This is a genomic window from Rhizomicrobium sp. (assembly GCA_037200385.1).
Taxonomy (GTDB): Bacteria; Pseudomonadota; Alphaproteobacteria; order Micropepsales; family Micropepsaceae; genus Rhizomicrobium.
In genome coordinates this window covers 1,857,324-1,883,516 of sequence record JBBCGL010000001.1, presented here as the reverse complement: position 1 = coordinate 1,883,516, position 26,193 = coordinate 1,857,324, and the positions used below count along the sequence as shown (strand labels likewise).

The 26,193-nt window shown below is 64.9% G+C and carries 22 protein-coding genes and 1 tRNA gene; 16 read left to right on the top strand and 7 right to left on the bottom strand.

The genetic code is table 11. From position 1 onward, the window contains the following. The first annotated feature begins 122 nt into the window (after positions 1-122). The 10 genes from WDM91_08850 (at position 123) to WDM91_08805 (ending at position 11,439) form a co-directional block, all read left to right on the top strand. Positions 123-2,030: a methyl-accepting chemotaxis protein gene (locus tag WDM91_08850; protein MEI9994688.1), complete on the top strand. Its 1,908-nt coding sequence runs from the start codon at positions 123-125 to the stop codon at positions 2,028-2,030. Next, on the top strand, positions 2,023-3,522 hold the full coding sequence (locus WDM91_08845) for a chemotaxis protein CheW (protein ID MEI9994687.1): 1,500 nt from the start codon (positions 2,023-2,025) through the stop codon (positions 3,520-3,522). The genes WDM91_08850 and WDM91_08845 overlap by 8 nt, the downstream gene beginning before the upstream one ends. Next, positions 3,519-4,616: a chemotaxis-specific protein-glutamate methyltransferase CheB gene (gene cheB, locus WDM91_08840; GenBank protein ID MEI9994686.1), complete on the top strand. Its 1,098-nt coding sequence runs from the start codon at positions 3,519-3,521 to the stop codon at positions 4,614-4,616. Before WDM91_08845 ends, cheB begins: the two co-directional genes overlap by 4 nt. Positions 4,617-4,662: 46 nt before the next feature. Next, on the top strand, positions 4,663-5,205 hold the full coding sequence (locus WDM91_08835) for a HEAT repeat domain-containing protein (GenBank protein MEI9994685.1): 543 nt from the start codon (positions 4,663-4,665) through the stop codon (positions 5,203-5,205). Continuing rightward, a complete protein-coding gene (locus WDM91_08830) occupies positions 5,198-6,049 on the top strand; it encodes a protein-glutamate O-methyltransferase CheR (protein MEI9994684.1) in 852 nt (283 codons plus the stop codon). The genes WDM91_08835 and WDM91_08830 overlap by 8 nt, the downstream gene beginning before the upstream one ends. Beyond that, complete coding sequence (locus WDM91_08825; protein MEI9994683.1) at positions 6,042-6,425, top strand: response regulator; 384 nt, start codon at positions 6,042-6,044, stop codon at positions 6,423-6,425. The genes WDM91_08830 and WDM91_08825 overlap by 8 nt, the downstream gene beginning before the upstream one ends. Then, entirely contained in the window at positions 6,422-8,278 is a 1,857-nt protein-coding gene (locus tag WDM91_08820) for a chemotaxis protein CheA (protein MEI9994682.1), read from the top strand. Before WDM91_08825 ends, WDM91_08820 begins: the two co-directional genes overlap by 4 nt. 125 nt (positions 8,279-8,403) lie before the next feature. Then, on the top strand, positions 8,404-8,781 hold the full coding sequence (locus tag WDM91_08815) for a response regulator (GenBank protein ID MEI9994681.1): 378 nt from the start codon (positions 8,404-8,406) through the stop codon (positions 8,779-8,781). Next, entirely contained in the window at positions 8,778-9,428 is a 651-nt protein-coding gene (locus WDM91_08810; protein ID MEI9994680.1) for a chemotaxis protein CheX, read from the top strand. Before WDM91_08815 ends, WDM91_08810 begins: the two co-directional genes overlap by 4 nt. Continuing rightward, positions 9,421-11,439: a PAS domain S-box protein gene (locus tag WDM91_08805; GenBank protein MEI9994679.1), complete on the top strand. Its 2,019-nt coding sequence runs from the start codon at positions 9,421-9,423 to the stop codon at positions 11,437-11,439. The genes WDM91_08810 and WDM91_08805 overlap by 8 nt, the downstream gene beginning before the upstream one ends. Positions 11,440-11,639: 200 nt before the next feature. Here WDM91_08805 and WDM91_08800 read toward each other — a convergent pair whose 3' ends face one another. From WDM91_08800 to bioB, 6 genes are all read right to left on the bottom strand, one after another. Next, positions 11,640-12,260 (bottom strand): hypothetical protein, encoded by a 621-nt coding sequence (locus tag WDM91_08800; GenBank protein ID MEI9994678.1) that lies wholly within the window; start codon positions 12,258-12,260, stop codon positions 11,640-11,642. 10 nt (positions 12,261-12,270) lie between these two features. Next, complete coding sequence (locus WDM91_08795; GenBank protein ID MEI9994677.1) at positions 12,271-13,575, bottom strand: tetratricopeptide repeat protein; 1,305 nt, start codon at positions 13,573-13,575, stop codon at positions 12,271-12,273. 367 nt (positions 13,576-13,942) lie between these two features. Beyond that, entirely contained in the window at positions 13,943-15,541 is a 1,599-nt protein-coding gene (gene purH / locus WDM91_08790) for a bifunctional phosphoribosylaminoimidazolecarboxamide formyltransferase/IMP cyclohydrolase (protein ID MEI9994676.1), read from the bottom strand. Positions 15,542-15,576: 35 nt separating this feature from the next. Beyond that, positions 15,577-15,777, bottom strand: coding sequence for a DUF2905 family protein (locus WDM91_08785; GenBank protein MEI9994675.1), 201 nt, complete (start codon positions 15,775-15,777; stop codon positions 15,577-15,579). Positions 15,778-15,780: 3 nt separating this feature from the next. Beyond that, positions 15,781-17,049 carry an adenosylmethionine--8-amino-7-oxononanoate transaminase gene (locus WDM91_08780; GenBank protein MEI9994674.1) on the bottom strand — a complete coding sequence of 423 codons (1,269 nt, stop codon included), beginning with the start codon at positions 17,047-17,049 and terminating at the stop codon, positions 15,781-15,783. Between the two features lie 50 nt (positions 17,050-17,099). Further along, positions 17,100-18,077, bottom strand: a complete 978-nt coding sequence (gene bioB / locus WDM91_08775; protein ID MEI9994673.1) for a biotin synthase BioB — start codon at positions 18,075-18,077, stop codon at positions 17,100-17,102. A gap of 81 nt (positions 18,078-18,158) precedes the next feature. On the opposite strand from bioB, the gene bioF reads away from it, so the two are divergent. After that, complete coding sequence (bioF, locus tag WDM91_08770; protein MEI9994672.1) at positions 18,159-19,307, top strand: 8-amino-7-oxononanoate synthase; 1,149 nt, start codon at positions 18,159-18,161, stop codon at positions 19,305-19,307. Next, a complete protein-coding gene (bioD, locus tag WDM91_08765) occupies positions 19,304-19,981 on the top strand; it encodes a dethiobiotin synthase (protein MEI9994671.1) in 678 nt (225 codons plus the stop codon). The genes bioF and bioD overlap by 4 nt, the downstream gene beginning before the upstream one ends. Here the strand turns inward: bioD and WDM91_08760 are convergent. Beyond that, positions 19,978-20,619: a glutathione S-transferase family protein gene (locus WDM91_08760; protein ID MEI9994670.1), complete on the bottom strand. Its 642-nt coding sequence runs from the start codon at positions 20,617-20,619 to the stop codon at positions 19,978-19,980. The two genes, bioD and WDM91_08760, sit on opposite strands and share 4 nt — an antisense overlap. A 288-nt stretch (positions 20,620-20,907) precedes the next feature. Between WDM91_08760 and WDM91_08755 the strand changes: the two genes are divergently transcribed. The 4 genes from WDM91_08755 to WDM91_08740 all read left to right on the top strand — a co-directional run bounded on the left by WDM91_08755 (position 20,908) and on the right by WDM91_08740 (position 25,755). Beyond that, positions 20,908-22,284 carry a hypothetical protein gene (locus tag WDM91_08755; protein ID MEI9994669.1) on the top strand — a complete coding sequence of 459 codons (1,377 nt, stop codon included), beginning with the start codon at positions 20,908-20,910 and terminating at the stop codon, positions 22,282-22,284. A gap of 42 nt (positions 22,285-22,326) precedes the next feature. Continuing rightward, a tRNA-Leu gene (locus tag WDM91_08750) sits at positions 22,327-22,411 on the top strand. 99 nt (positions 22,412-22,510) lie between these two features. Continuing rightward, the gene (locus tag WDM91_08745; protein ID MEI9994668.1) at positions 22,511-24,649 is read left to right on the top strand and encodes an ATP-binding protein; all 2,139 of its coding nucleotides are present in this window, start codon (positions 22,511-22,513) and stop codon (positions 24,647-24,649) included. Further along, positions 24,646-25,755 carry a DNA cytosine methyltransferase gene (locus tag WDM91_08740; protein MEI9994667.1) on the top strand — a complete coding sequence of 370 codons (1,110 nt, stop codon included), beginning with the start codon at positions 24,646-24,648 and terminating at the stop codon, positions 25,753-25,755. The genes WDM91_08745 and WDM91_08740 overlap by 4 nt, the downstream gene beginning before the upstream one ends. The last annotated feature ends 438 nt before the right edge of the window (positions 25,756-26,193 follow it).

Here is a 26,193-nt window from a genome sequence, read left to right as displayed (position 1 = left end):
TCGACCATGCCTTCGCCGGTGGTTTCGACGGGTTTTCGGGCCGAGTTGGATGTCCGAATGTTGTGGACTACGCTCGCAGCTTCTCGCCTCCCGCGTCGCAGCTCCTTCGGATACGGACCCTCATGGCTCTCGTCAAAACGACCAAGATTTCCGCGAACAAAGCTGACAGCCGGCCCTTGCCTGCGAAAGCGGCGGCGGTGAAGGCGCCGGCCGCGAAGTTGCGCGGGAAGGAAACCTTGTCCGAGCGCGTGGCGGCTGCGACCGAACAGCTGGCGAGCGGGTTGACCGAAGCGTCGGCGGCGGCGAACCAGCTTCGCGCTTCCATGGAGCAGATCGCGGGCGGGGCCGAAGAAGCGGCCGGCGCTTCCCAAGAGCAGCTCGGCGCGATCAAGCGCATCTTCGACGCGTTGCGCACCGCCCGCACCGAGGCGGACGCCTCGCGGCGCCGGACCGAAGCGGTGCAGTCGCTGCTCGCGGAGACGTCGGGCCAGATCACGACGTCGGCCCGCGCCATCGAGCGCAACGCCAAGCGTCAGGAAGCGTCGATCGAGATCATCTCCGAACTCGAACGCCGCGCCCGGGACATCGGCGAGATCACGCAGACCGTGAGCCGGATCTCCGACCAGACCAATCTCCTGGCGCTCAACGCGGCCATCGAGGCGGCGCGCGCCGGCGATCACGGCCGCGGCTTCGCGGTCGTGGCCGACGAGGTGCGGGCTTTGGCCGAGACTTCGGAAGGAAGCGCGCAGGAGGTCAAAGGCCTCGCGGGCGATATCCAGAACGAGGTGCGGGGCGCGGTCGCGAGCGTGAGGAGCGCCGCGACGACTTCGGCAGGCGAGGCGAAAGCTGCGTCAGCCGTCGTCGAGGCGCTCGACGCGCGGCGCGAGGACATGGCGCGCCTTGCGGAGGGCAGCCAAGACGTCCTGACGGCCGCGTCCGAAGCAGAACGCGCCGCGGCGGAGGCGCAGAAGGGCGCGGAACAGGTCGCGAGCGCCGCCGAAGAGCAATCGGCCGGGGCGAGCGAAGCGCAATCCGCGATTCAGGAGCAGGCACAGTCGCTCGAACAGGGGCAGATCGCGGCGCAGAACCTCGCGGCGCTTGCCGAGCAGCTTCGCACCGGCAAGGCGGGCGCGTCCGGCGCCGAGCAGATCGGCGCCACCGCGGAAGAGCTTTCGGCGACCATCCAGGAACTGACCAGCGCCGCCACGCAGATCATGGCGGCCGTCGAGCAGATCAATCGCGGCTCGCAGATACAAGCCTCCGCGACGCATGAAACCGCCGCCGCGCTGTCGCAGATCGAGAAGAGCGCGCGGATCGCGCAAAGGAACGTCGCCGATGCCAATGCGCGCGTGCGCAAGCTGGAAGAATCGCTCGCGACAAGCCGCCAATCCATCGAGAAGCTCATGAACGGCGTCGGAGAGGCGCTGACGGAGACGAGGGCGAGCGTCGCGACCATTGCGAAGCTCGAAGCGGTCGGCCGGCGCATCGAGAAGATCGTGGACGCCATCGCCCTGATCGCGGTGCAGACCAGCATGCTGGCGGTGAGCGGCTCGGTCGAGGCGGCGCGCGCGGGCGAGGCAGGGCGCGGCTTTGCGGTGGTGTCGGGCGACATCCGCGTTCTGGCGCGCGAGGCGGCCGACAATGTGGACCGCGCCAAGGATACGGTGCGCGGCATCCTCGAGCAGATCGCGGCCCTCAAGCGCGACCTGGAACTGAGCATCGCGACCGCCGAGATCGAGGTGCAGAACAACCGCAACGTCTTCGGTGCGCTGGACAAGGTCGCGGCCGAAGTGGCCGCGGTGAGCGCGGGCAACAAGGCCATCCTCGATGGCGCCGAAGCGATCCTTTCGAGTGCGTCTGAGACTGCGGCGGGAGCACGCCAGATCGCCGCGGCGGCCGAAGAGGCAGGCAACGCTTCGCGCCAGGCGGCGACGGCGTCGGCACAGCAGGCGCAGGGCGCCGACGACCTCGCTGCCGCCATCGAGGAGATTGCGGCCCTGGCGGATACATTGAAACAGCAAAATGGCTGACGCCCAGATTTCCGGCGCGTCGCGGCGTTTCCTGACCTTTCGTCTGGATCGGCGGCTCTACGCCCTGCCGGCGGAGGAGGTCGTCGAGGTCATCCGTCTGCCGCAGGTCGCGAAGGTGCCGCAGGCGCCCAAGGCGCTCATCGGCGTCGCCAACTTGCGCGGCACGGTGCTTCCGCTCGCGAGCTTGCGGGTGTTGCTGGGTGGGGACGACGCCGATCTGTCTGCGACGCGCGCGATCGTTCTCGACGGCGCGGCGCCGGCGGCCATCGCGGTCGACGGCATCGAAGCGCTGGTGACGGTCGCGGCCGAAAAGATCGAAACCCGCCAGGCGGAACTCGCGGCGAGGGGCGGCGAGAAACTGATCGGCGCGTTCGAGGTCCACGGCCAGGGCATCGCGAAAATCGTCGACATCAAGGCGCTGCTCGATGATGTTTTTGCGGCGCGCGCGCAACGCAAGCGCCAGCCGGCCGCGCCGGCGCTCGGTGCCGTGAAAACTGTCGAGAGCGACCTTCGAGGTGATGCCGAGGTTCTCGTCACCTTCGACGTGGCAGGGCAGGAATATGCGCTTGCGTTGTCTGCGGTGCAGGAGATCGTGCCGTCGCCCGAGACGATCACCGCGATGCCCCACGCCGAGGAGTTGGTCGTCGGCATGATGGCCTTCCGCGACCAGCTCTTGCCGCTGCTGTCTTTGCGCGGCCTGCTGGGGTTCAAGCCCGGCGTGCCGGATGCAAGCGAGAAGGTTCTGGTCACGTCGGTCGGCGGCGCGGTCGTCGGCCTCGTCGCGGACCGGGTGCGCGCGGTCATCCAGGCGGAGCGCGAGTTGATCGATCCGGTGCCTTCGGTGCTGGCGGCGCGCTCGGGCGGCGAGACGCGGATCGCGGCGATCTATCGCGGCGACGCGGGCAAGCGCCTGATCTCGATTCTCGCGCCGGATCGGCTCTTCCGGGAGGACGTCATGCAACGTATCGGGCCAGCCCGACAAGGCAGGCCGCAGGCCGACGCCGCGGCGCGATCCGCCGAACGCCGATTCGTGGTCTTCCGCCTCGGCGACGACGAGTTCGGTCTGCCGATCGAATCCGTGGACGAAGTGGCGCGTGTGCCCGAACAGGTGACGCGCATACCCAGGACGCCGAAATTCCTCGAAGGCGTCGTCAACCTGCGCGGCGAGGTGCTGCCCGTCGTGGACCAGCGTCGCCGCTTCGATATGCCGGTGCTGGAGAGCGGCGACGGCCGCCGACTGATCGTGGTTCGGACGGAGCGCCATCGCGCCGGTCTCATCGTCGACAGCGTATCGGAAGTGCTGCGCTGCGCGGCCGATGCGATCGAGCCGCCGCCCGACCTGACGGGCGACATCACGCGGCTTGTGCATGGCGTCGTCAATCTCGAAGGCCAGGGCCGCATCGTCCTTCTGCTCGATCCCGCGGAACTGCTGACGCGCGCGGAGCACGGGTTGCTCGACGCGTTCGAAGCCAAGGCAAAGGCGGCGAAGTGACGAAGGTCCTGGTGGTCGACGATTCCGCGCTGGTGCGGAAACTGTTCGGCCGGGTTCTGGAAGGCGAAGCGGATTTCGAGGTCGCGTTCGCCCGCAACGGGCTGGAGGCGCTCAAGCAGCTCGAGGCATTCCGGCCCGACGTGATCACCCTCGACATCCATATGCCGGAGATGGACGGCCTCGCATGTCTCGACCGCATCATGTTGGAGCGGCCCTGTCCCGTGGTCATGGTGTCGTCGCTGACGGCCGAGGGTGCCGAGACCACGCTGGAGGCCCTGCGGCTGGGCGCCGTCGATTTCGTCGCCAAGCCGGAAGGCGCGGTGAGCCTTCATATGGACGTCTTCGCCCCGCTGTTCATCGCCAAGGTGCGCTCGGCGGCCGGCGCGAAACTGAAGGCGAGTCTGCGCCTGCGCGAACGCATCCGCCATCGCATCGGACGTGCCCCGGTGCTCCGAAGTCCGGTGTTGCCCCTGCTGGGCGCCGATGGGCATGCCGAAGGCGCTGGGCTCGTCCTGGTCGGAACGTCCACCGGTGGGCCGCCGGCGCTCGAAGCCCTGCTGACGCCGCTCCCCGCCACCTTTCCCTGGCCTATCGTGATCGCGCAGCATATGCCGGCGAGCTTCACCGGCCCGCTGGCGCGGCGGCTGGACGGGATTTGCCAGTTGCGGATCGAAGAGGTCACACGCGCCACGATCCTCGAACCGGGCCGCGCCTATATTGGCCGGGGCGACGGCGATGTGGTGGTTTCGCGCAGGGGACCGGATTTCTTCGCGGCCCCCGCCGCGCCCGAAGATTATCCCTGGCATCCGAGCGCCGACCGGCTCGTCAGCAGCGCTTTGCTCGGCATCCCCGCGAGCCAGCTCATAGGCGTCCTCATGACCGGCATGGGCAATGACGGCGCTGCAGCCATGGCGCGGCTTCGCGCGTTAGGAGGGCGAACCATCGCGGAGGCCGAAGAGACCGCCGTGGTATGGGGCATGCCGGGCGAGCTCGTCAAAGCCGGCGGTGCCGACTGGATTTTGCCGGTGCAGAAGATCGCGGAGAAATTGCAACAATTGGTCCCGTTCCATGCCGCTGATACGAAAAGCGCCTGACACGGCGCTCGCACCGCCGACGACAGAGGGCGACCTCGCGTCTCGATTGGCGGATCCCTCTCCGGATGTCCGGTGGACGGCGGTCCGCGATGCGGCGACCGGGCACGGAAGCGTCGCAACGCTGTCGCGGGCTCTGATCCACGAAGGCGATGCGCGGGTACGCGAGGCGATCTTCACGGCGCTGGTCAAGCTCGCGTCTTCGGAGAGCATAGACGTGTTGCTGCAATCGCTGCGTTCCGATGAATCGCATTTGCGCACCGGTGCGATGGATGCGCTGCGGACGGCACCGGCGGTGATCGCGGTCCAGCTCCCCCTTTTGCTGGCGGACGCCGACAGCGATGTCCGGCTTCTCGCCTGCGATCTCGCGCGCGAACTGGACGGCGCGGTGGTGCAGGGCCTGCTCTGTGCCCTGATCGACAGCGATCCGCAACCCAATGTCTGCGCCGCCGCCATCGAGGTGCTCACCGAGATCGGCGATGGAGAGGCGCTGCCGTCTCTGGCGCGTTGTGCCGATCGCTTTCCGGACGATCCCTTCCTGCTGTTCGCCATCGCCGCGGCCTCCGAGCGCCTGAGCGCACCCCGTGGCTGACAGCGCGCCGATCACGCACGAAGAATATCGCAGGCTGTGCGAGTACCTCTATCGCCGCACGGGCATGACGTTCAACGAGACGCGCCGCTACTTCGTCGATCGCCGCGTCGCCGACCGCATGGCGGCGACGGGTGCAAGCACTTTTGCCGATTATTTCGCGCGGCTGCGCGGCGATATCGACGGCGAGATCGAGCAGTTCGTCAATGCCTTCACCGTCAACGAGACCTATTTCTATCGCGAGGATCATCAGCTTCAATGCCTGACCGCGAATCTACTGGAGGAGCGGTTGAAGGTGAAGCAGAACGGCGAAACCATGCGCATCTGGTCGGTGCCTTGCTCGACGGGTGAGGAGCCCTACTCGATCGCGATGTGGCTGCTGGAGAACTGGCCGCAGGTAGACGCGCACGATATCGAGATCGTTGCTTCCGATATCGACACCGAAGTTCTCTCGGCGGCGCGCGAGGGCGTTTTCGGCAAGCGGGCGCTCATGCGGCTTTCTCCCGCGCTGATCGACAAATACTTCGTCGCGCTTGGCGGCGATCGCTGGCAGATATTGGACGACCTGCGGAATTCCGTGCGGTTCACGCCCGCCAATCTGGTGGAGCGCGCCGAAACCCGCCCGCATGGACTATTCGATGTCATCTTCTGCCGCAATGTGCTGATCTATTTCGACGACACCTCCCGGCGTGTCGCCGCGGAGAACCTTTATGAGAACCTCGCGCCCGGCGGCTATATCTGCCTGGGGCATACCGAATCCATGAGTCGCATCTCGCCCTTGTTCGAAGTGTGCCGGTTCGCGGACGCCATTGTTTATCGCAGACCGATGGGGGATAGGCGTGGTTGATGCGAAGCGGGTTCTCGTCGTGGACGACGCCGATCTGATGCGGCGCTATTATCGCCAGATCCTCGAGACGGCCGGCTACACGGTCGACGAAGCGCTCAACGGTATCGAGGCGATGGAGAAACTGCTGGAGAACGCGCCAGACCTTCTCATCGTCGATATCAACATGCCGCAGATGGACGGCATGACGTTCCTCGATATGCTGCGCCGCCAACCGCTCCCGCATGGCGGCATCCCGGCGCTGGTGACGACCACGGAAGCGAAAGTCCGGGACCGGAATGCCGCGCGAAAGGCGGGCGCCAATTTCTACCTCACAAAGCCGGTCGGCAAGCAATCCCTGGTCGATCACGTGGCATTGCTTTGTGGCGGTCCGGCATGAACGAGTTTCTCGAACAATTCGTGCTGGAAGCACGCGAGCTTTGCGAACAGGCGACGGCGGAGCTTCTCGCGCTCGAGGCCGCGCCGGAGGACAAGGGCAGGATCGATGCCGCGTTCCGTGCCTTCCACACAATGAAGGGCGGCGCCGGAATCGTGGATTTCATGGCGATGTCGCGGGCCGTGCATGCGGCGGAGGATGCCTTGGCTGCGGTGCGCGCGGGCGATCTGCAGATATCGTCCGGCCTGATCGGCGATGGCCTGTCCTGCATCGATCTCGTGTTGCAATGGCTCGACCAGATCGAAGCCTCGGGCGATTTGCCGGCGGCGCCCGACGCCGCCGCGGATGCGATGGCCGCGAGGTTCGAGGCGGCACGGCCTGGTGCGAGCGTTGGCGTCGTGCAGGCGGTGGAAGTCGCCGCCCCGATCGGCGCCGTCGCCCGCGCGATCCTCGCGGAACAGCTTCTGCTGATCGCCGATCCGGAATGGGCGGCATCGGAAGGCCGGCTGGCGTCGGCGATACGCGTTACCGCGAATGTCTTTCGCAAATCGGGTGTCGGAGGCGAACCGCTGGAGGAAGCAGTTCTGGCTGGTCCGAGCGTGCAGCCGGACGCGCTGGCGAGCGCCATTCGGCATGCCCTGGGCGAGGCGCCCAAGGCGGGCGGCGGCGCGCCGTCGAAGGCCGATGCACCGTCGCGCGTTCTGCGCGTCGATGCCGAGCGGATCGATGCGCTCGTAAGCCTCACGGGGGAACTCATGGTCGCCAAGAACGCGATCGGCCATATCGCAAAGCGGGCGGGATCGGGCGAAGGCGATGTCGCGGCATTGCTGAAGCAGGAATATGCCCGCCTCGAGCGGCTCACTGCGCGGCTGCAGGAGTCGGTGCTGGCCTTGCGCGTGCTGCCGCTGCGAAATGTTTTCCAGCGTTTCTCGCGTGTCATCCGCGAACTGGCCGTGGATTTGGACAAGCCGGCCAGCCTGGTTACGGAGGGCGACGATACCGAGGCCGACAAGGCGATCGTCGAGATGCTGTTCGAGCCGCTGCTGCACATCGTGCGCAACGCGATGGATCATGGCATCGAGGCGCCAAAGGACAGGGTGGCGTCCGGCAAGCCGGTGGTCGCCACGATAAGGCTGCGTGCGTCGCGCCAGGGAGACCATGTCGTCGTCGAAGTGGCGGATGACGGCGCCGGTGTCGACCTGGATCGCGTGCGGGAGGTGGCCTTGCAGCGCGGGGTCGCGACGCTGGAGAGCCTCTCGGCGATGAGCGATCGGGACCTTGCCGATCTCATCTTCGCGCCCGGCTTTTCGACCGCGAGCGCGGTGACCGATCTCTCGGGCCGCGGCGTCGGGCTCGACGCGGTGCGGGCCGCCGTCGAGCGCATCGGCGGCCGCGTCGGCCTGTCGACGGACAGGGGCAAGGGCAGCACGGTGCGCTTCACGTTACCCTTCAGCATCATGATGACGCGGGTGATGACGGTGGAGGCCGGCGGCCAGCTCTTCGGCATTCCGCTCGACTCGGTGGTCGAGACCGCCCGCCTGCCGCGCGAACGCATCCGGCCCATCGGCAAGATCGCGGCGTTCGTCCTGCGCGACCGCACGATACCGCTCATCGATCTGGCCGCGACGCTCGGACGCGGCGGTACATCGCCCCCGGCGCATGAGGCCTTTGTGGTCATCGCACAAATGGCCACGGAGCTGGGCGCGCTGGAGATCGACCGGCTGGGCGAGCGGATGGACATCATGCTCCGGCCGACCGAAGGCCTTCTCGCCGGCACCCCCGGCATCGCGGGCACGACCCTGATGGGCGACGGCCGGGTCTTGCTGGTGCTCGATCTGGCGGATTTGCTGGGTTGAAATGAGTCCTTTTCTCGGCAATTTCATTGCCCTAGGTTGCGCGCGCGCAACGGGCCTTTTCCGCCATCGCGCGTTTCTTCGAGAACTTTCTCAAATCGGAATTCTTATTGGCAGGCTGGGTGTTCATGAAAGTGCTCGTGGTTGACGACAGCAAGCTGGCGCGGATGGCGGTTGCCAAGGTGCTGAGTGCCGTTCATCCCGGCTGGACGAGGATCGAGGCCGCCAATGCGGATGAAGCGCTCGTGCAAGTGAAGACCGCCGATCCCGACATCGCCGTGTTCGATTTCAACATGCCCGGACGTGACGGTTTGGACCTGGCGGCCGAAGTGCGCTCTCTCAAGCCAAACATGCAGGTCGCGATCATTTCCGCGAACCATCAGCAGGAAGTTGTCGATCGCGCGATCGCGCTCGGCGCGGTGTTTCTTTCCAAGCCCATCACGGAAAAGGCGTTGACGGATTTCCTGGACGTCGCGGAGAAGAAACTGAAAGCGGTGGGTCGGTGACGTTCGCCAACCCCACGGTGATCACCGAGCTTCAGCTCGATGCCCTGACGGAGCTCGTCAATCTCGGCGTCAGCAAGGCTGCCGTCAGCCTTCGCGAGATGGTTGCCCGACAGGTGCTGCTCTCGGTCCCGAGCGTCGAACTGGTGAGCAGGGACCGGGCCATCGAGGTCTTGAGCAAGACCGGGCACAGCAATCTCGTCGCCGTCCATCAGGTGTTCGAGGGCGACATCACGGGCCGCGTGCTCCTGATCTTCCCGGAGACGAAAAGCCTCGAACTCGTACGCGCCGTCACGAACGGCGACCTGCCGCTCGAAGACATCATCGAGCTCGAGCAGGAAGCGCTCGCCGAGACCGGCAACATCATCCTCAACGGCTGCCTGGCGACCATAGCGAACGAGTTGCAGCGCACTTTGAAGATATCCTTGCCGGAGATCCTGCGCGGCGACAGCCAGACGCTGTTCAGCCTCGAGCCGCCGCCCGAGGCCGGCGACGTGGTGCTGTTCGTCTACATCAATTTTTCGGTGAAAGACCGCGATCTTCAAGGCTACATCGCGATGTTGATGGACATGCCATCGCTGGCGGCGCTCACGGCGCTGCTGGACGATTACATCGTGCGCGCCGGTGGTACACCGGAAGCCGATGTCTGAGGCCGGACAGGACTATTCCCGCGCGATCTTCGATGCGCTCGACACCGGCTTGATATTGCTGGATCGCAAATGCCGGGTGATCCTGTGGAATGCGTGGTTCTCCGCGATGTGCGGCGTGAGCTCCGACGCCGCGGCGGGCAAGACCTTCGAGCAGATATTTCCGGACGGGAAATCGCCGAGGCTGGCATCCGCCGTCGCGTCGGCATTCGAGTCCGGCGTTTCGAGCCTGCTGACGCACTCGCTGCATCCATCGCTCTTCCCGCTGAGGACTCGCGCCGGCCGCAAGCTCGTTCACGACGTGATGGTCGGCGCCGTCGGCAAGGCGCCGGCCACGCTATGCCTCATTCAGGTCGTCGACGTCACGGTGTCGGCGGAACGCGAGCGTGTGCTGCGCGACCGCCAGAACGCACGCTACGATGCGGTGGTCGACAGCGCGCCCGACGTGATCGTGACGCTGGACGAGGTCGGCACGATCCAGCTTGCAAACCCGGCGGCACAGAGCCAGTTCGGGTACGATTCCGCCGAGCTGGTCGGGCGGAGCGTGGAGATCCTGTTCCAGGATCAGCACAGCTGGAGCGAAGCGCTGGCCGCCATCATCGCCGGGCGGCCGGTCCAGCAGCCCGTCGAGGTCGTCGCGCGGCGCAAGGACGGCAGCATCACCTATCTCGAAGTCTCCTTTTCCCGATGGCAGAGCGAGGCGCGGGTCTTCGTCACCGCCATCCTGCGCGACGTGAACGAGCGCCGCAGCGCCGAAGCCGCGCGGCAGGCGGCGGCGGAGGCCTTGGCGGAGCTCAACGCCACGCTCGAGCAGCGCGTCATCGAGCGCAGCACGCAGCTCGTCGAAGCCGAGGAGGCGCTGCGGCAGAGCGCGAAGATGGAGGCCGTCGGTCAGCTGACCGGCGGGATCGCGCATGATTTCAACAATCTTCTGCAGGGCATCATCGGCGCGCTTGATCGCGTCCGCAAAAGAATCTCCGAGGGCCGCATCGGCGACGTCGACCGCTTCCTGGACGGCGCGGTGGCGTCGGCCAACCGTGCGGCCGCACTCACGCACCGGCTGCTCGCTTTTTCCCGGCGCCAGCCGGTCGATCCGCGTCCGGTCGATGCCAACGACCTGATCGCTTCGGTCGAAGAGCTGTTGCGCCGCTCCATCGGCGAGACGATCGCCATGAGCGTCGTGCCCGCAGCCGATCTCTGGCTCGTGCGCTGCGACAGCAACCAGCTCGAAAACGCCCTGCTCAATCTGACGATCAACGCGCGCGATGCGATGCCCGAGGGCGGCAGGATGACGATCTCGACCGAGAATATCGTGCTCGGCCAGCGCGAGGCGCTGCAGTACGAATTGCCGCCCGGCGAATACGTGTCCTTGCGCGTCACCGATACCGGCGTCGGCATGCCGCCGGACGTGCGCTCCCGTGCGTTCGACCCGTTCTACACCACCAAGCCGATCGGGCAGGGCACCGGCCTGGGCCTCTCCATGATCTACGGCTATATCCGCCAATCCGACGGCTCGGTGCGGATCGAAAGCGCCGTGGGCAAGGGCACGATGATCGAGATTCTTCTGCCTCGCTATGTCGGCGATGCCGCGGTGACTGCGGCGGCGGAAGACGCCGGCGACAGCCCGGCGGGCGCGAACGAGGTCGTTCTCGTGGTCGAAGACGAAGCGGTCGTGCGGCTTCTGATCGTCGAGTTGCTGAACGATCTGGGCTATCTCGCCCTCGAAGCGCATGACGGACAGTCGGCTTTGCGCATCCTGCAATCCGCCCAGCGCATCGATCTGCTCGTCAGCGATATCGGGCTGCCGGGGCTGAACGGCCGCCAGCTGGCCGATGCCGCGCGCGAGACGCGCCCGAACCTGAAAGTCCTCTTCATGACGGGTTATGCCGAGAAGGCTGCCGGCAGCGCGTTTCTCGCCTCAGGCATGGAGATCGTCGCCAAGCCCTTCACGATGGACGTCCTGGCGACGAAAATCCGGGAGATGATCGAAAGCACGCCGAGACCGCCAAGCTAAAGCGGATTTGGATTGAGTTTACCCATTTCACTTCCGTCATTGCCCGGCCCCCCGGCTCGCGCGAAGCGCGACCGATCGACTCTAGCGTCCGGCGTCCGGCATGCAAAGGTCGACCGAAGACATCGCCGCGGAGCGCGGTCAGGGCGATGGACTTCTTTTCCTTGCCCGTGGTTACGAGGGGAAAGGAAGGCGAAGCTCGGTCAATGGCCGTGCCCATCATGCCCATCGTGACCGTCATGACCGTCATGACCGTCGTGATCGTCGTGATCGTCATGATGCGGCGGCGGAGCATCGGGGCCGCGGTCGTCATCGTCGCGCCAGTCGGCGTCGCTGTGGCCATACCAGTCATGGCCATGCGCCTCGTCCGGAAGGACGCGCTCGCGGCGTCCGCGATCCAGCCATTCCTGCCCGACATGGTCGCCGTCGCGCCAGCGCCGTTCATAGTGCTCCGCATCGTAGCAGCGCGCGCTGGTGCAGGGCGCCGGCCCGTCATGCTCGCCGTCATGTCCGTCATGATGGTCGTGGCGGTCGCCGTCGCCGCACTCGTCGTCGCAGCGACCTTCGTGGCGATAATAGTGGCGGTAGTGATGGCGGCGATAACAGCCCTCGTCGCAATCGACATCGCGATAGCCGCCGCAACCATAGCTGCAGCCGCCGCCATAGCCGCCGAAATGATGGAACTGGATCTCCGGCACCGGATCGAAGGGATCGAGCAGCACCGCGCCGCTGGTCGCAACGCCGGCGCTGGCTCCGGCGGGCAGCAGCAGTGCCGCCATCAGCAGGCCTGCGGGCAAGCCCAGTCTGCGCAGGAATGTCGTCATGGCATACCTCTCAATTCTGGCCGGGACGCGGTGGCTCGTTCGCGGCGGCGTTCAGCAAGGCCCCAAGCTGGTTCATCGTCGGGCGGAAGCCGGCGACGGCGGAACTGGTGATGTAGTCGTTCGACTTGTGCAGGTCCTGCTCGATGCCGGGCGGCCCGACCTTGTAGAGCACGCCCAGATGATAGAGCGCCGCGGGATAGCGCTGGTCGGCGGCCTTGGCGAACCAGTACTCGGCGCGGACATAATTGGTCACGACGCCCAGGCCCTTGGCATACATCACGCCCAGCGTGTTCTGCGATTCCGCGTCGCCATCGACCGCCGCGCTCTGGATCGCGCGCACGAGCTGGCTCGCCGTCAGCCGTCCCGTCGCCTCGTCGGGCAGCGAGGCCTGGTATTTCACGATCGCCTGCGGTCCCTTGAAGCCGAGGAAATAGAGCGCGTGGCGCGTCGCCTCCGGCGGAACCGCGGCGGCGAGGGCCAGCGCCCGCGAGCGCTCGATCCCGACCGGGCATTCGTCGCTGAGCGGCACGCCGCCGGCGGAGTCGCCGGGCGGATAGAATTCGAAGGGCGGTGTCCAGTAATGGAAGGCCTTCGCCTGCTTGTCGACGATGCGGTTGCCCAGATAGGAGCTGCGCATGGCGCCTTCGAGCGTATTGAGATAGGGCCGGCCGAGCGGGCTGCCCATCGCGTCGGCGATATGGAAATAGACCAGCGCCTCGGAGTCGTTCGGCGTCATCACCGTCGGCGGCGGGCCGCGGCGGTCGCGGCCGCGACCATTGTCGTAGCCGCCATCCTCGTCATCGTCATAGTCGCGGCTGTGCGTGTTGGTCGTGATGCGGCCGAGTTCCAGGAAGCCGTTCGCGCCGCGGCAGCTGAGGATGTAGGTGATGCGGTCGCGGGCATCGCTGCGCTGGCTGTTCGACAATTCGAGCAGGAGCTCGCCCTGCTTGGCGAGGGCATGGCCGCGCCTGGTGCGCATCACGTCGGCGGCCTCGTCGCCCCAATAGCGGCCGTGCCCGGCCTTGTTGCGGCCCGCGATGTAGAACCAGACATAGGCTTCGACCGGATCGTAGAAGCGGCTGTCGGAGGCGTTGGAATAGACGTCGCCGAGGCGCACCTGGGCAAGGAAGTCGTCATTGGCCCAGGAGGCGGCGCGCCAGATGCGGACCGCAGCTTCGAGGCTGATGTGATTGGCGGCGTAGTTGCCGTCGGCATAGTCGGCGGCGCCGGCCGGCGGAATCAAGATCGCGGCCGCTGCCAGCCCGAGCGCCAATCCAGCCTGCCGGATGGCGCGATATACGCCCGAATAATCCACGGCCAATTCCCCCGACCGCAAAACCCAAAAACGTTTGTCTAATTAGGTTTAACGTTAACAGAGAAAACGTGCCAGCGCGAATCCGGTGGGTTCGTTCGCTCTGTGTGTGCGGTTTACATGGTTAATCGGGAATGGGGCGGATTGTGGGCGTGGGCGGTGAGAGAATCGCTCTTCACTGTCGTGCCCGCGCAGGCGGCCGTTTGGTGATGCGCACTATCACCACATCGTCATCGCCGGGCTCGTCCCGGCGACCCATGAACTCCCTGCCAAATGGGTGTTCATGGGCGGCCGCCACGAGGGCGGCCATGACGGTTTTAAAATATCGCCTCGATTGTTGAACCCGCCTTGTGTGGGGCACGGCGGCGCGCTAGTGCCGGAAGTGCCGCATGCCGGTGAAGACCATGGCAAGGCCGGCTTCGTCGGCGGCGTCGATCACCGCCTTGTCGCCGATCGAGCCGCCGGGCTGGATCACCGCCGTGGCACCGGCTTCGGCGACGGCAAGGAGCCCGTCGGGAAACGGAAAGAACGCCTCCGACGCGGCGGAAGAGCCCTTGGTCATCGGCTCGGCCCAGCCGGCGGCCTTGGCGGCGTCCTTGGCCTTCAGGAAGGCGATGCGCGCGGAGTCGACGCGGCTCATCTGGCCGGCGCCGATCGCGGCGGTGGCGCCGTCCTTCACATAGACCACGGCGTTCGACTTCACATGCTTGCCGATGGTCGAAGCGAGCAGCATGTCGGTGAGCTCCTGCTCGGTCGGCTGTCTCTTCGTGACGACCTTCAGTTGCGCGCGCGCGACGCGGCCATTGTCGCGCGTCTGCACCAGGAAGCCGCCGGACACCGAGCGGAAGGTGAGGCCGGCGCTGTCGGGATCGGGCAGGCCGCCGGCGATCAGCAGGCGCAGATTGCGCCGGCTGCTGAGAATCCTGCGCGCATCTTCGTCCGCATCGGGCGCGATGATCACTTCGGTGAAGAGCTTGGCGATCTCCTCGGCGGTCTCGCCGTCCAGCGTGCGGTTGAAGGCGAGCACGCCGCCGAAGGCGCTGACCGGGTCGCAGGCCAGCGCCTTGCGATAGGCGTCGGCGAGAGTCGGCGCGAGCGCGACGCCGCAGGGATTGGCATGTTTGATGATGGCGCAGGCGGCCGAAGCGGTGGGCGCGAACTCCGCGACCAGCTCATAGGCTGCGTCGGTGTCGTTGATGTTGTTGTAGGAGAGTTCGCGGCCCTGGAGCTGCTGCACCGTCGCGACGCCCGGGCGCGGATCGCCGGTGACGTAGAACGCCGCCTCCTGGTGCGGGTTCTCGCCATAGCGCAGCGGCTGGCGCAGCATGCCGGCGAAGCTGCGGCGGCGCGGCGGCGCCTTGTCGCCGTTCCGCGCGAGCTCGCCCGCGAACCAGTTCGATACGGCGGCGTCGTAGGCGGCAGTGCGTGCGAAGGCGATCTGCGCCAGACGGCGGCGCAGCGCGCCCGACACCGTGCCCTTGTTGTCATCCATCTCGCCCAGCACGAAGCTGTAGTCTTCCGGATCGACGACGACCGCGACCCATTCGTGGTTCTTCGCCGCCGAGCGCGTCATCGCGGGACCGCCGATGTCGATCTGCTCGATCGTGTCCTCGAAGCCCGCGCCCTTCGCGACCGTCGCCTCGAAGGGATAGAGGTTGGAGACGAGCAGATCGATGCCTTCGATGCCATGGCTCGTCATCGCCTCGGCGTGGTCGGGCTTGTCACGGAGCGCCAGGAGGCCGCCATGGACCTTGGGGTGCAGCGTCTTCACGCGGCCGTCCATCATCTCGGGCGAGCCGGTGACCTCGGAGATGTCGGCGACCGTCAGGCCCGCATCACGCAGCGCCTTGGCGGTGCCGCCGGTGGAGATGAGGAACACGTCGTGGCGCGCAAGTCCCTGCGCGAATTCGACGAGGCCGGTCTTGTCGGAAACCGAAAGGAGCGCGCGGCGGATCGGGCGGTGCGTCATGGGCGACTCGGGCGCTTGCGGGGTTACGGCGGGTCTTACCGCTTGACCGCCCAAAAGATAAGCCCCGCCAACGCCACAGCCCCCAGCGAATAGAGCACGGGGATGTGGATAGTCCAGGTTTCCGAGGCCTTATAGGTGATGTCGCCGGGCATATCGTCGAGCCCGATCAGGACGACCACTTGGCTGAACAGCAGCATCCCTGCCAGGATCACGACCAGGTAGATCAGCCAGCGCATCGCTCATGCTCCTTGCGACACGACCGCCACGACGGCGTCGGTCAGCGTCTTCAGGTCGTCGGGGCCGATCGTCAGGGCCGGCGTCAGGTAGACGATATTGCGGAACGGACGTACCCAGACACCCCGCGCCGCCAGCCGGCGCTTGAGATCGTTGAGATCGGCGATGCCATCCAGCTCCACCACCCCGATGGCGCCGCGCACGCGGACGTCGCGGACGCCCTTGAGTCCGAGGCAGGCACCCAGCGCCGGCGCCATCGTCTTGGCGATCTCGGCGGCCTGGAGCAGGCGATTCTCCCGTTCGAAGAGGTCGAGCGAGGCATTGGCGGCGGCGCAGGCCAGCGCATTGCCCATATAGGTCGGGCCGTGCATCAGCGCCTTGCCCGGATCGTCGGACCAGAAGGCGTCGAACACCTTGGCGGTCGCGAGCGTCGCGGCGAGCGGCAGGGTTCCGCCTGTCAGGCCCTTGCCGACCGTCAGGATGTCGGGCGCGACCTCGGCCGCCTCGCAGGCGAACATCGCGCCGGTGCGTCCGAAGCCGGTGAAGATCTCGTCGAAGATCAGCAGCAGTTCATATTTGTCGGCGGCGGCCCGCAGCCGGCGCAGCACGCGCGCGTCGTGGAACAGCATGCCGCCGGCACCTTGCACCAGCGGTTCGACCAGGATGCCGGCGATCTCGGGCGCGTGGCGTTCGAGGAACGCGTCGAAGGCGGCGATGCTCGCCTCGTCGCGCGGCAGGTCGATCACGTGATGCTCGGGCAGCAGGCCGGTGAAGAGGGCATGCATGCCTTCGTCGGGGTCGCAGACCGCCATGGTCGCGATGGTGTCGCCGTGATAGCCGCCGCGAAAGGCGAGGAATTTCGTCCGTCCCCGGACGCCCCGGTTGAGCCAGTATTGCGTCGCCATCTTCATCGCGACTTCGACCGCGACGGAGCCGGAATCGGAAAAGAACACGCGTTCCATGGCGCCGGGCGCGATGGCGCACAGGCGCTGCGCCAGGGTCAGCGCCTGCTCATGGACGAGGCCGCCGAGCATGACATGCGGCAGCTGCGCCGCCTGCGCCTGGATCGCCGCGACGATGTGGGGATGGTTGTAGCCGTGACAGGCGGTCCACCAGCTCGCGATCCCGTCGACCAGCTCGCGGCCGTCGGCGAGGGTGATGCGGGTGCCTTGGGTGCGCACCGCGGCGAGAGGCGGGTTGGCGGTCTTCATCTGGGTGTAGGGCAGCCAGATGTGCGGCAGGCCCTGCGCGTACCAGTCTATTTTTTCCGTCACAGTATATCCACATCGTCATGGCCGGGACGAGCCCGGCCATGACGTTCAATTTATAACGCCATCGGCGCGATGCCGAGCTTTTCGAACAGCTTGTGGTCGTGGCTCTCTTCGGGGTTCGGCGTGGTGAGCAGCTTCTCGCCGTAGAAGATCGAGTTGGCGCCCGCAAGGAAGCACAGGGCCTGGGTCTCGTCGCTCATCTCGCCGCGGCCGGCGGAGAGGCGCACCATCGACTGCGGCATCACGATGCGCGCCACCGCGATGGTGCGGACGAAGTCGATGGCGTCGAGCGCCGCGCTGTCGCCGAGCTTCGTGCCCTTGACCTTGACCAGACCGTTGATCGGCACGCTCTGCGGATGTTCGGGCAGGGTCGCGAGGGCATGGATCATGCCGACGCGGTCGTTCTCCGCCTCGCCCATGCCGACGATGCCGCCGCAGCACACATGGATGCCGGCGTTGCGCACCTGCTCCAGCGTGTCGAGACGATCCTGGAACGTCCGTGTGGTGATGATCTCGCCGTAATATTCCGGCGAGGTGTCGATGTTGTGGTTGTAGTAGTCGAGCCCGGCGGTCTTCAGCCGCGCCGCCTGCGGACCGGTCAGCATGCCGAGCGTGACGCAGGTCTCCATGCCGAGCGCCTTGACGCCCTCGACCATCGTGCACACCGCCTCGAGATCCTTGTCCTTGGGCGAGCGCCAGGCGGCGCCCATGCAGAAGCGCGTCGCGCCGGCGGCCTTGGCGGCGCGCGCATCGGCCAACACCTTCTCGATCTCCATCAGCTTGGAGGCCTTGAGCCCGGTCTCGTGGCTGGCGCTTTGCGAGCAATAGCCGCAATCCTCCGGGCAGCCCCCGGTCTTGATCGAAAGCAGGGTCGAGATCTGCACCTCGTTCGCCGCGAAGTTCTGCCGGTGCACGGTCTGGGCCCGGAAGATCAGGTCGGCAAAGGGCAGGGCGAAGAGCCGCGCGATCTCCTCCCGCGTCCAATCATGCCGCACGGCGCCGTCATGGAGTTCGGGAGCGGGAGCGTTCATGGGACACCTGATTTGTAGCGCGGACCTTGAGCCATTATAGGGGCGGACGATAACGCGCAAGCTGGGTGCCGAACCGGACATATGCCATCGCTCGATCACGTCGCCTCCGCCAAGCTGGCCGCGCTGGAGACGGCGCATTTGCGGCGTTTCCCGCACGAAACGGCGCGCGCGGACGGGCTCTGGGTGACCCGGGGGAACCGGCGGTTGCTGTCCTTCTCGTGCAACGACTATCTGAACCTCACGCACCACCCGCGGGTGAAGGCGGCCGCCATTGCCGCCATCGAGAGGCATGGCGCCGGCGCGGGGGCCTCGCGGCTGGTGACCGGCAACCATCCGCTCTATGCACGGCTCGAGGCGCGGCTGGCGGCGTGGAAGGAGACCGAGGATGCCTGCGTCTTCGGCTCGGGCTATCTCGCCAATGCGGGCATCATTCCGGCGCTGATCGGCGAGGGCGACCTTCTGCTGGTCGACGCCTTGTCGCATGCCTGCCTGTGGGCGGGCGCACAGCTGTCGCGCGCGACGGTGATCACCTTCCGGCACAACGACGTGGCGCATGCGCGCGACCTGCTTGGGGCGATGCGCGGCCGATATCGCCATGCCCTCATCGTCACGGACGGCGTGTTCTCGATGGACGGCGATCTCGCGCCGCTGCGCGACCTCGCCGCGCTGGCGCGCGAGCATGACGCTTGGTCGATGTCGGACGATGCGCATGGTCTCGGCGTGCTCGCCGATGGCCGCGGTTCGGCCTTCGTCGATGGAGCGAAGGCGGCGGTCGACCTGCAGATGGGGACGCTGTCGAAGGCGATCGGCTCCTATGGCGGCTATCTGTGCGCCTCGCGGCCGGTGATCGATTTGATCAAAACGCGGGCGCGCACGCTGATCTATTCGACCGGGCTGCCGCCCGCGAGCGTCGCGGCGGCCATCGCGGCGCTCGACATCGTCGCGGACGATCCGGCGCTGGCGGCGCGGCCGCTGGCCAAGGCACGGGCCTTCACGCAGGCGCTCGATCTGCCGCCGGCGCAAAGCCCCATCGTGCCGCTGCTGCTGGGCGAGGCGCCGCGCGCGCTGGCGGCACAGGCGGCGCTCGAACGCGAAGGCTTCCTCGTCGCCGCGATCCGGCCGCCGACCGTGCCCGCGGGCACCGCGCGGCTGCGCTTCGCCTTCACCGCCGGACATCCGGAACAAGACATCGCGCGCTTGGCGCGCCTCGTACGGGAGCAGATTCTTTGACCGCATATTTCGTCACCGCCACGGGCACCGACATCGGCAAGACCTTCGTCACCGCGGGGCTGATCCGCGCCTTTCGCGACGCGGGCAAGAAGGTCGATGCCTTGAAACCGATCGTCAGCGGCTTCGACGTCGCGACCTCGGCGCTCAGCGATCCGGGCGTGCTGCTCGAGGCGCTGGGCGAGCCGGTGACGCCCGAGGCGCTGGACCGCCTGTCGCCCTGGCAGTTCGCCGCGCCGCTGTCGCCCGACATGGCGGCGGCGCGCGAGGAGCGGACCATCGTCTTCAACGATCTCATCGCGCTGTGCGAGGACGCGGCCGCCGCCAGCCGCGGCGGCATGCTGTTCATCGAAGGCGTCGGCGGCGTCATGGTGCCGCTCGACGCGCGGGTCACGGTGCTGGACTGGATGCGCGCCTTGAACATCCCGCTGATCGTCGTCGCGGGTTCCTATCTCGGCAGCATCAGCCACACGCTGACCGCGCTCGAGGTGATCGCGCGCGCCAAGCTGAAGGTCGCGGCGCTGGTGGTGAACGACAGCGGCGATGGCGCCGTGCCGCTGGACGAGACGGTGTCGACGCTGCGCCGCTTCGTCGGCGTGCCGACCGTCACGCTGCCGCGGGTCAAGGCGCCGGCCGGCGCGCGCGCCGCCTTCGCGCGGCTCGCAGCCCTGCTTTAGGCCGCCGCCTTCACCCCTTCGGCGCGCGCGCTCGGCCGTGCCGAGACGCGGGCGTGCCAGGCGGTCAGATGCGTCAGATCCGCCGGGATCGGCATATCGACGAATCTCGCGAAGTCGAGGCCGCAGAGCAGCACGATGTCGGCCATCGAGAAATAGTCGCCGACCAGATACTGCCCGCCGCCGGACAATTCCTTATCGAGCCATTTCATCGCGCCGGCGGTGACGCGGCGCATATGCGCGCCATAGTCCTTGAACTGGTTGGGATTGACGCGGGCGGTGCGCGCGTCGTCGTGGATCCAGACCTGGCCCATCGGCGTCCATAGGCGGAATTCGGCGCGGCGGATCCACATCTCGACCTCCGCCATCTCGAACGGGCTGCGCCCGAACAGCGGCGGCACCGGATGGAGGGCCTCGAAATAACGGCAGATCGCGACGGATTCGGAGAGAAAGCGGCCGTCATCGGTCTCCAGCACCGGCACTTGGCCGAGCGAGTTCTTGGCGATGAAATCGGGCGCCTTGTGCATGCGCTCCATCATCCGGGTATGGACGCGCTCGACGTCGGCGATGCCCTTTTCGGCCAGATAGATGTGGACCTTGCGCGGATTGGGCGCGGGGTAGTTCTCGGTATAGAGTTTCATGGCGTTTCCCCTTTTTTGTTGCCGCAAGCGTAGTGGCGCGGATACGGGCCGCGCAACGGCGATAGAGCGCAGTGGCGGTCGATCCGCGTCGATAATTGTTGGCGAACGCGCGCCGTCTTGCTAGACGTAGCGGCCATGCCCGAGTGGTGGAACTGGTAGACGCGCTGGACTCAAAATTGGATACGAACGAAAAAACATAACAAAATCAGGTATATAGTAACATCAAAGGCTTACACAAAGCTTACACACTCTGGACATTTTTACGCAAAGCGCGTATGCGTACGCGTGATGAGTGGGACGCTCGACCTCGCCGGCGGAAAGCTGCATCTCTACAAGAGAGAGAACAGCGACCTATGGCAGTGTTCGGCGTATCTCGCAGGCAAGAACCGCCGCATCTCGACGAAGCAGCGCGACGTCGAACGCGCGCGCGAAGTCGCCGAGGAGTGGTATCTCTCCCTGCGCGTGAGCGACCGCTCCGGCGAGCTAAGAGGTGGGCCGACCCTCGCCGATGCCGCCGCCAAGTTCACTCCTGAATACGAAACCCTCACCGCCGGCGAGCGGAACGCCCAATATGTGAAGAGCCATGGCGACCGGCTACGGGTTCATCTTCTCCCCTTCTTTGGCAAGATGCCGGTTGCCGCGATCACCTCCCAGACCGTGCAGGACTACCGGGTCGACCGCATGACGAAGTCCGAAGCGGTCAAGAAGCGCGAGGAGAAGCAGGCGGAAGAAGATAGGCTTGCCCGAGAAAAGGGGCAGAAGGTCAAAATCCGCAAGCCCTGGACGGCGCCGTCGCGCAGCACGATGCATCAGGAAATCGTCACGTTGCGCCTCGTCCTTAAGACGGCGCACCGTCTTGGCTGGATATCGGCCATTCCCGATCTCTCTCCCCCTTACAAATCGTCGGGCAAGATCAGCCATCGCGGCTGGTTCTCGCTCGAAGAATACAACGAACTCTGCCGGGTCACGCGCGAACGCGCGAAGGACCCGCCCAAGCCTCGCTGGAAGTGGGAATGCGAGCAGCTCAACAACTTCGTCGTCTTCATGGTGAACACCGGACTTCGCCCGGACGAAGCCGCACGGCTGGAATTCCGGGACGTGGAGATCGTGAAAGACAAAGCCACCAACGAAACCATTCTGGAAATCAGCGTGCGCGGCAAAAGAGGGGTCGGCTACTGCAAGAGCATGCCGGGCGCCGTCTATCCCTTCGAGCAGCTGAAACAGCGCAAGCGCATGGCGAAGGCCGGCGTTCGCCGTTCGAAAGGCGGCGAGGCCGAGGAAGCCGAAACGGATCTCGTGCTGCCTCAGCCGACCGATAGGCTGTTCCCGTCGCTTCGCCCTCATCACCTGAACGCCGTGTTGAAGGAAATGGGATTGAAGTTCGACCGCGAGGGGCTGCGCCGGTCGGCTTATTCCCTCCGCCACACCTACATCTGCCTTCGCCTCATGGAAGGCGCGGACATCTACGCCATCGCCAAAAACTGCCGTACCAGCGTCGAGATGATCGAAAAGTTCTACGCCGCTCACATCAAGAACATGATCGACACGACGAAGACCAATGTAAGGTCCAAGGACGGGCCGAACGGCACCGTCCCCAAGCGCGCTGCGAACGCGAAACGCGCCCCGGCGGCAAAGGCCCGAGGGTACCCGAGGCCCCGCCGATAATTCTTGGCGAACGCCACCCGGCTTGCTAGAGGTATCCGCCGTGCCCGAGTGGTGGAACTGGTAGACGCGCCGGATTCAAAATCCGGTTCCGCAAGGAGTGTCGGTTCGATTCCGACCTCGGGCACCAACGACGCTCCCAGCGTCGCGTGTACGTGAGCCTCTCGGCCGACGAGGAATTCGCCACCCTCGCAGCATCGCAAGAAGCAACGGCGGAGAAGGGGGCGAAGTGGCGAATAAATACTCGATGCGCATTTCGCGCCTCACGGTCGATAAACTCGGCGTGAAGCTGTACGACCGCGCGTCCGCAGTCATCAGCGAACTCATTTCGAATTCCTACGATGCTGACGCGACGCTCGTGACGATCGAGGCACCCATGGGCCAATTTCTCGCGACCCAAGCGGGGGGGAAGATCACGGACAAGGGCTTTGCAATCAGCGTCATCGACAACGGCATCGGCATGACGCCAGCCGAATTGCAGGATTTCTACCTCATCATCGGCAAAGAGCGCCGTAACGATCCTAAGCAGGGAAGTCTCTCGCGTATCTTCAAACGCCACGTTACAGGGCGCAAAGGAGTCGGGAAGCTCGCGCCCTTTGGCATTTGCCGCACGATCGAGGTGATCAGCGCGGGCGGCGAGTTGGTTGACGGCAAGGACGCAAGCGGCAAGAGAGCCAAAGGTTATCTCACTTCACACGTCATTTTGGATTACGAGAAAATTGCCGTCGACGATGGTGACAAAAACTATGAACCGACCGTCGGCAAGCTGGATGGCACCGTAAGCAAAGCCAGCGGGACGACGACGCGGTTGAGCGGTTTCGCGCATCGGCGCGTTCCCGACATGGATGATCTTTCGCGCCAGATTGCGCAGCGCTTTGGCTTGCCGTCCAAGAATTGGAGCATCGTGCTTCAGGACAATACCAAGACGAAAGGCTCTGCCGGGTACGAGACGAAGGTAGGCGACTTCAAAGTCGAGACCATGCCGAACACGAAGATTGTCTTTCACGGGCCGGAGACGACGTTTCTGAATGGTGCCGCATCTTCGAAGTACTACGTCACCGGACCCGATGGCGAGACGATCGACGACCTTGCGGCTGGATTTTTTCACGACGGCCAATTTTATCCCGTTCGTGGTTGGGTCGCCTACTCCAAGGTGCCGTACAAGGACGACTTGATGGCAGGCGTTCGTATTTACTGCCGCGGCAAGATCGCTGCTCAAACGTCCGTCTTTGGGCGCAAAGCCGGCTTTACGGGCGAACACAACGTGCGTTCCTATCTGGTTGGGCAGATAGACGCGGATTGGCTCGATGAAAAGGAAGATCTGATCCAGACGGATCGCCGAGACCTGCTTTGGTCCGACGAAGTGGCTTCTGCGTTCGAACAGTGGGGCCAGAAGATCGTAGCCCGCATCGGCACACTGGCGCGCGATCCCCTGCGTAAGAGTGCCATAGAAAAGTTCTTCGAAGTCGGAAACGTCGAGAAACGCATCACCCAGGAATTCCCCGGAGCCGAACAGAAGGAAATCCGTGATAGCGCAGTCGAAGTCGCGCGCACCCTGGGACGGGCGATCTCTCCCGGCGATCTTGACGACGAAGATGTCGTCAAGGACTTCGTCGATCTTACGTTGCTCTTGGCGCCGCACATTACCCTCGACGAAATGCTCCGGGCTGCGGCCGACGAACCGGCCAATCTGCTTGGGGCCATTTCGAGCATCTTGCGGACGGCCCGGCTTGCCGAATTGGCTTCCTTCGGTCGCATAGCCGAAGACCGTATCCGCGTCATCGAAAAGCTCGAGCAGCTCAAGGATGACGACGACACCAACGAAGACGAATTCCAGAAACTCATCGAGGACGCACCTTGGTTGATCAACCCCCAGTGGGCGCCAGTATCGGCAAATGCGTCCTTCAACACGCTGCGGCGCGAGTTTGAGAAGTTCTACAAGAAGAACATCGGCAAAGAGATTTATCTCGGCGAATTCTCGTCGGGGAAGAAGCGACCTGACTTCGTCTTGTCGAGCCAGGATACCTATTTGCAGGTAATCGAGATCAAGAAGCCCGGCCACAAGATCGCCAATGCGGAAATGGACCGCATCATCACGTACGACGAGCAATTCGATCAATTCCTCAGCGATCCCAAGCATGAGGAGTTCAAGCAGATGGTGCCGAACTACAAGATCACGTTGGTTGCAGACGGTCATTCGCTCACCGGTGCGCAGAAGAAATCGTACGAGTCGATGATCAAGGAAGGAAGGCTGGAGCATATTACCTGGCGGTCCTTCCTCGCGCGCACGCGAAAGATGCATCGCGCCTTCCTCGACGAGGCCGAACGACAAAAGAAAATCGCTCGCGAGATGGGGAAGACGTCGTGAACGATTTGACGGCAATCGACCTGTTCGCCGGCGGCGGTGGTCTAACCGTGGGACTTAAACGCGCCGGGTTCGAAGTCGCAGCTGCGGTCGAATTGGATGACAGTGCGTACGATACTTACATCGCCAACCATCGGGACGTTCGAGCGTACAAGCAGGACATCAGAACGATTTGCGGACGCGATCTTGTACCTGGCGATCACCAGGCAGTGATCGACCTGATCAGCGGCTGCCCCCCTTGCCAAGGCTTTACGAGCCTGACGGCCAAATACAAAAAGAGCGATCCTCGCAACGCACTCATAAATGACATGCTGCGGATCGTCGGTGAACTGAGTCCGCGCGCGGTAATGATGGAGAACGTTCCAGGGCTGCTCATTCGCGGTAAGCGCCGGTTTCAGAAGTTCAAAAAGTCACTGGAGGCGATGGGCTACGTCGTTTCTTACGGAGTTCTTCAAGCGGCCGATTATGGCGTTCCTCAGTACCGACGTCGCCTCGTTCTGTTGGCGGGTCTAGGCTTTGAGATTCCATTGCCCGCGGCGACGCACTCGAAAGATGGCAAAGACGGGCTGAAAAAGTACAATACGGTGCGCGACACGATTAGCAGCATGTCCGTGCCCGTACATTTTTCCGATTTGCGTGAAAGGAAGATTTCTCCAGCGAAAACCGACTGGCACATCATCCGAACTTTGACGCCCGAGAACATGGCACGGATGCGCGCAGCACGCGTTGGCCAACAATGGTGGAAGATACCTTCAAAGCTCCGACCGAATTGCCATAAGGGACGCAGCTACCGGGGATTCGGCAGCGTATATGGTCGTATGCGCTGGGCTGACGCGTCTCCGACCATCACAGGCGGCTGTACCACGTTTAGCAAGGGCCGTTTCGGGCACCCACAGGCGAACCGGACGATCTCGGTTCGGGAAGCGGCGATGCTGCAAACGTTTCCAAAGGATTACGTTCTCGATACGTCGAGCATTGAAGATGCCTGCAACATCGTCGGTAACGCACTGCCTTGCTTGTTTGCCGAGGTTCTTGCTCGCCAATGCAAGAAATATTTGAAAGCCAACCAGACCCCGTCAATATCGAGGAAGAAAAAACGGCAAAGGTGACGTTTCAGCACGGCCCGCGTATGTCTAAGGTGAGGCAAGCGAACACGCCTCCCGAGATAGCGGTGCGGCGCATCGCTCATGCCTTGGGTCTTCGGTTTCGCCTTCACGGGAAGAATCTGCCGGGCCGCCCCGATGTCGTTTTTCCCAGGTTCAAAACCGTCGTATTCGTGCATGGCTGCTTCTGGCATCGCCACGCAAAGTGCAAACGAGCGTCGATGCCAAAGTCGCGCGTGAAATTTTGGACGGAAAAGTTCGATCGCAACGTCGCTAGAGATCGCCGCGTGACGCAAGCTCTTAGGAGCCTGGGTTGGCACGTGTTTGTGATTTGGGAATGTCAAACGACGAACGAGTCGCTTATCCGGCATAGGCTCTCGGCGATTGAGCGACGCTGAACCGCGGCATTAAGCGAGATTTCGCTTGAATTGGCGTTAAACTGGT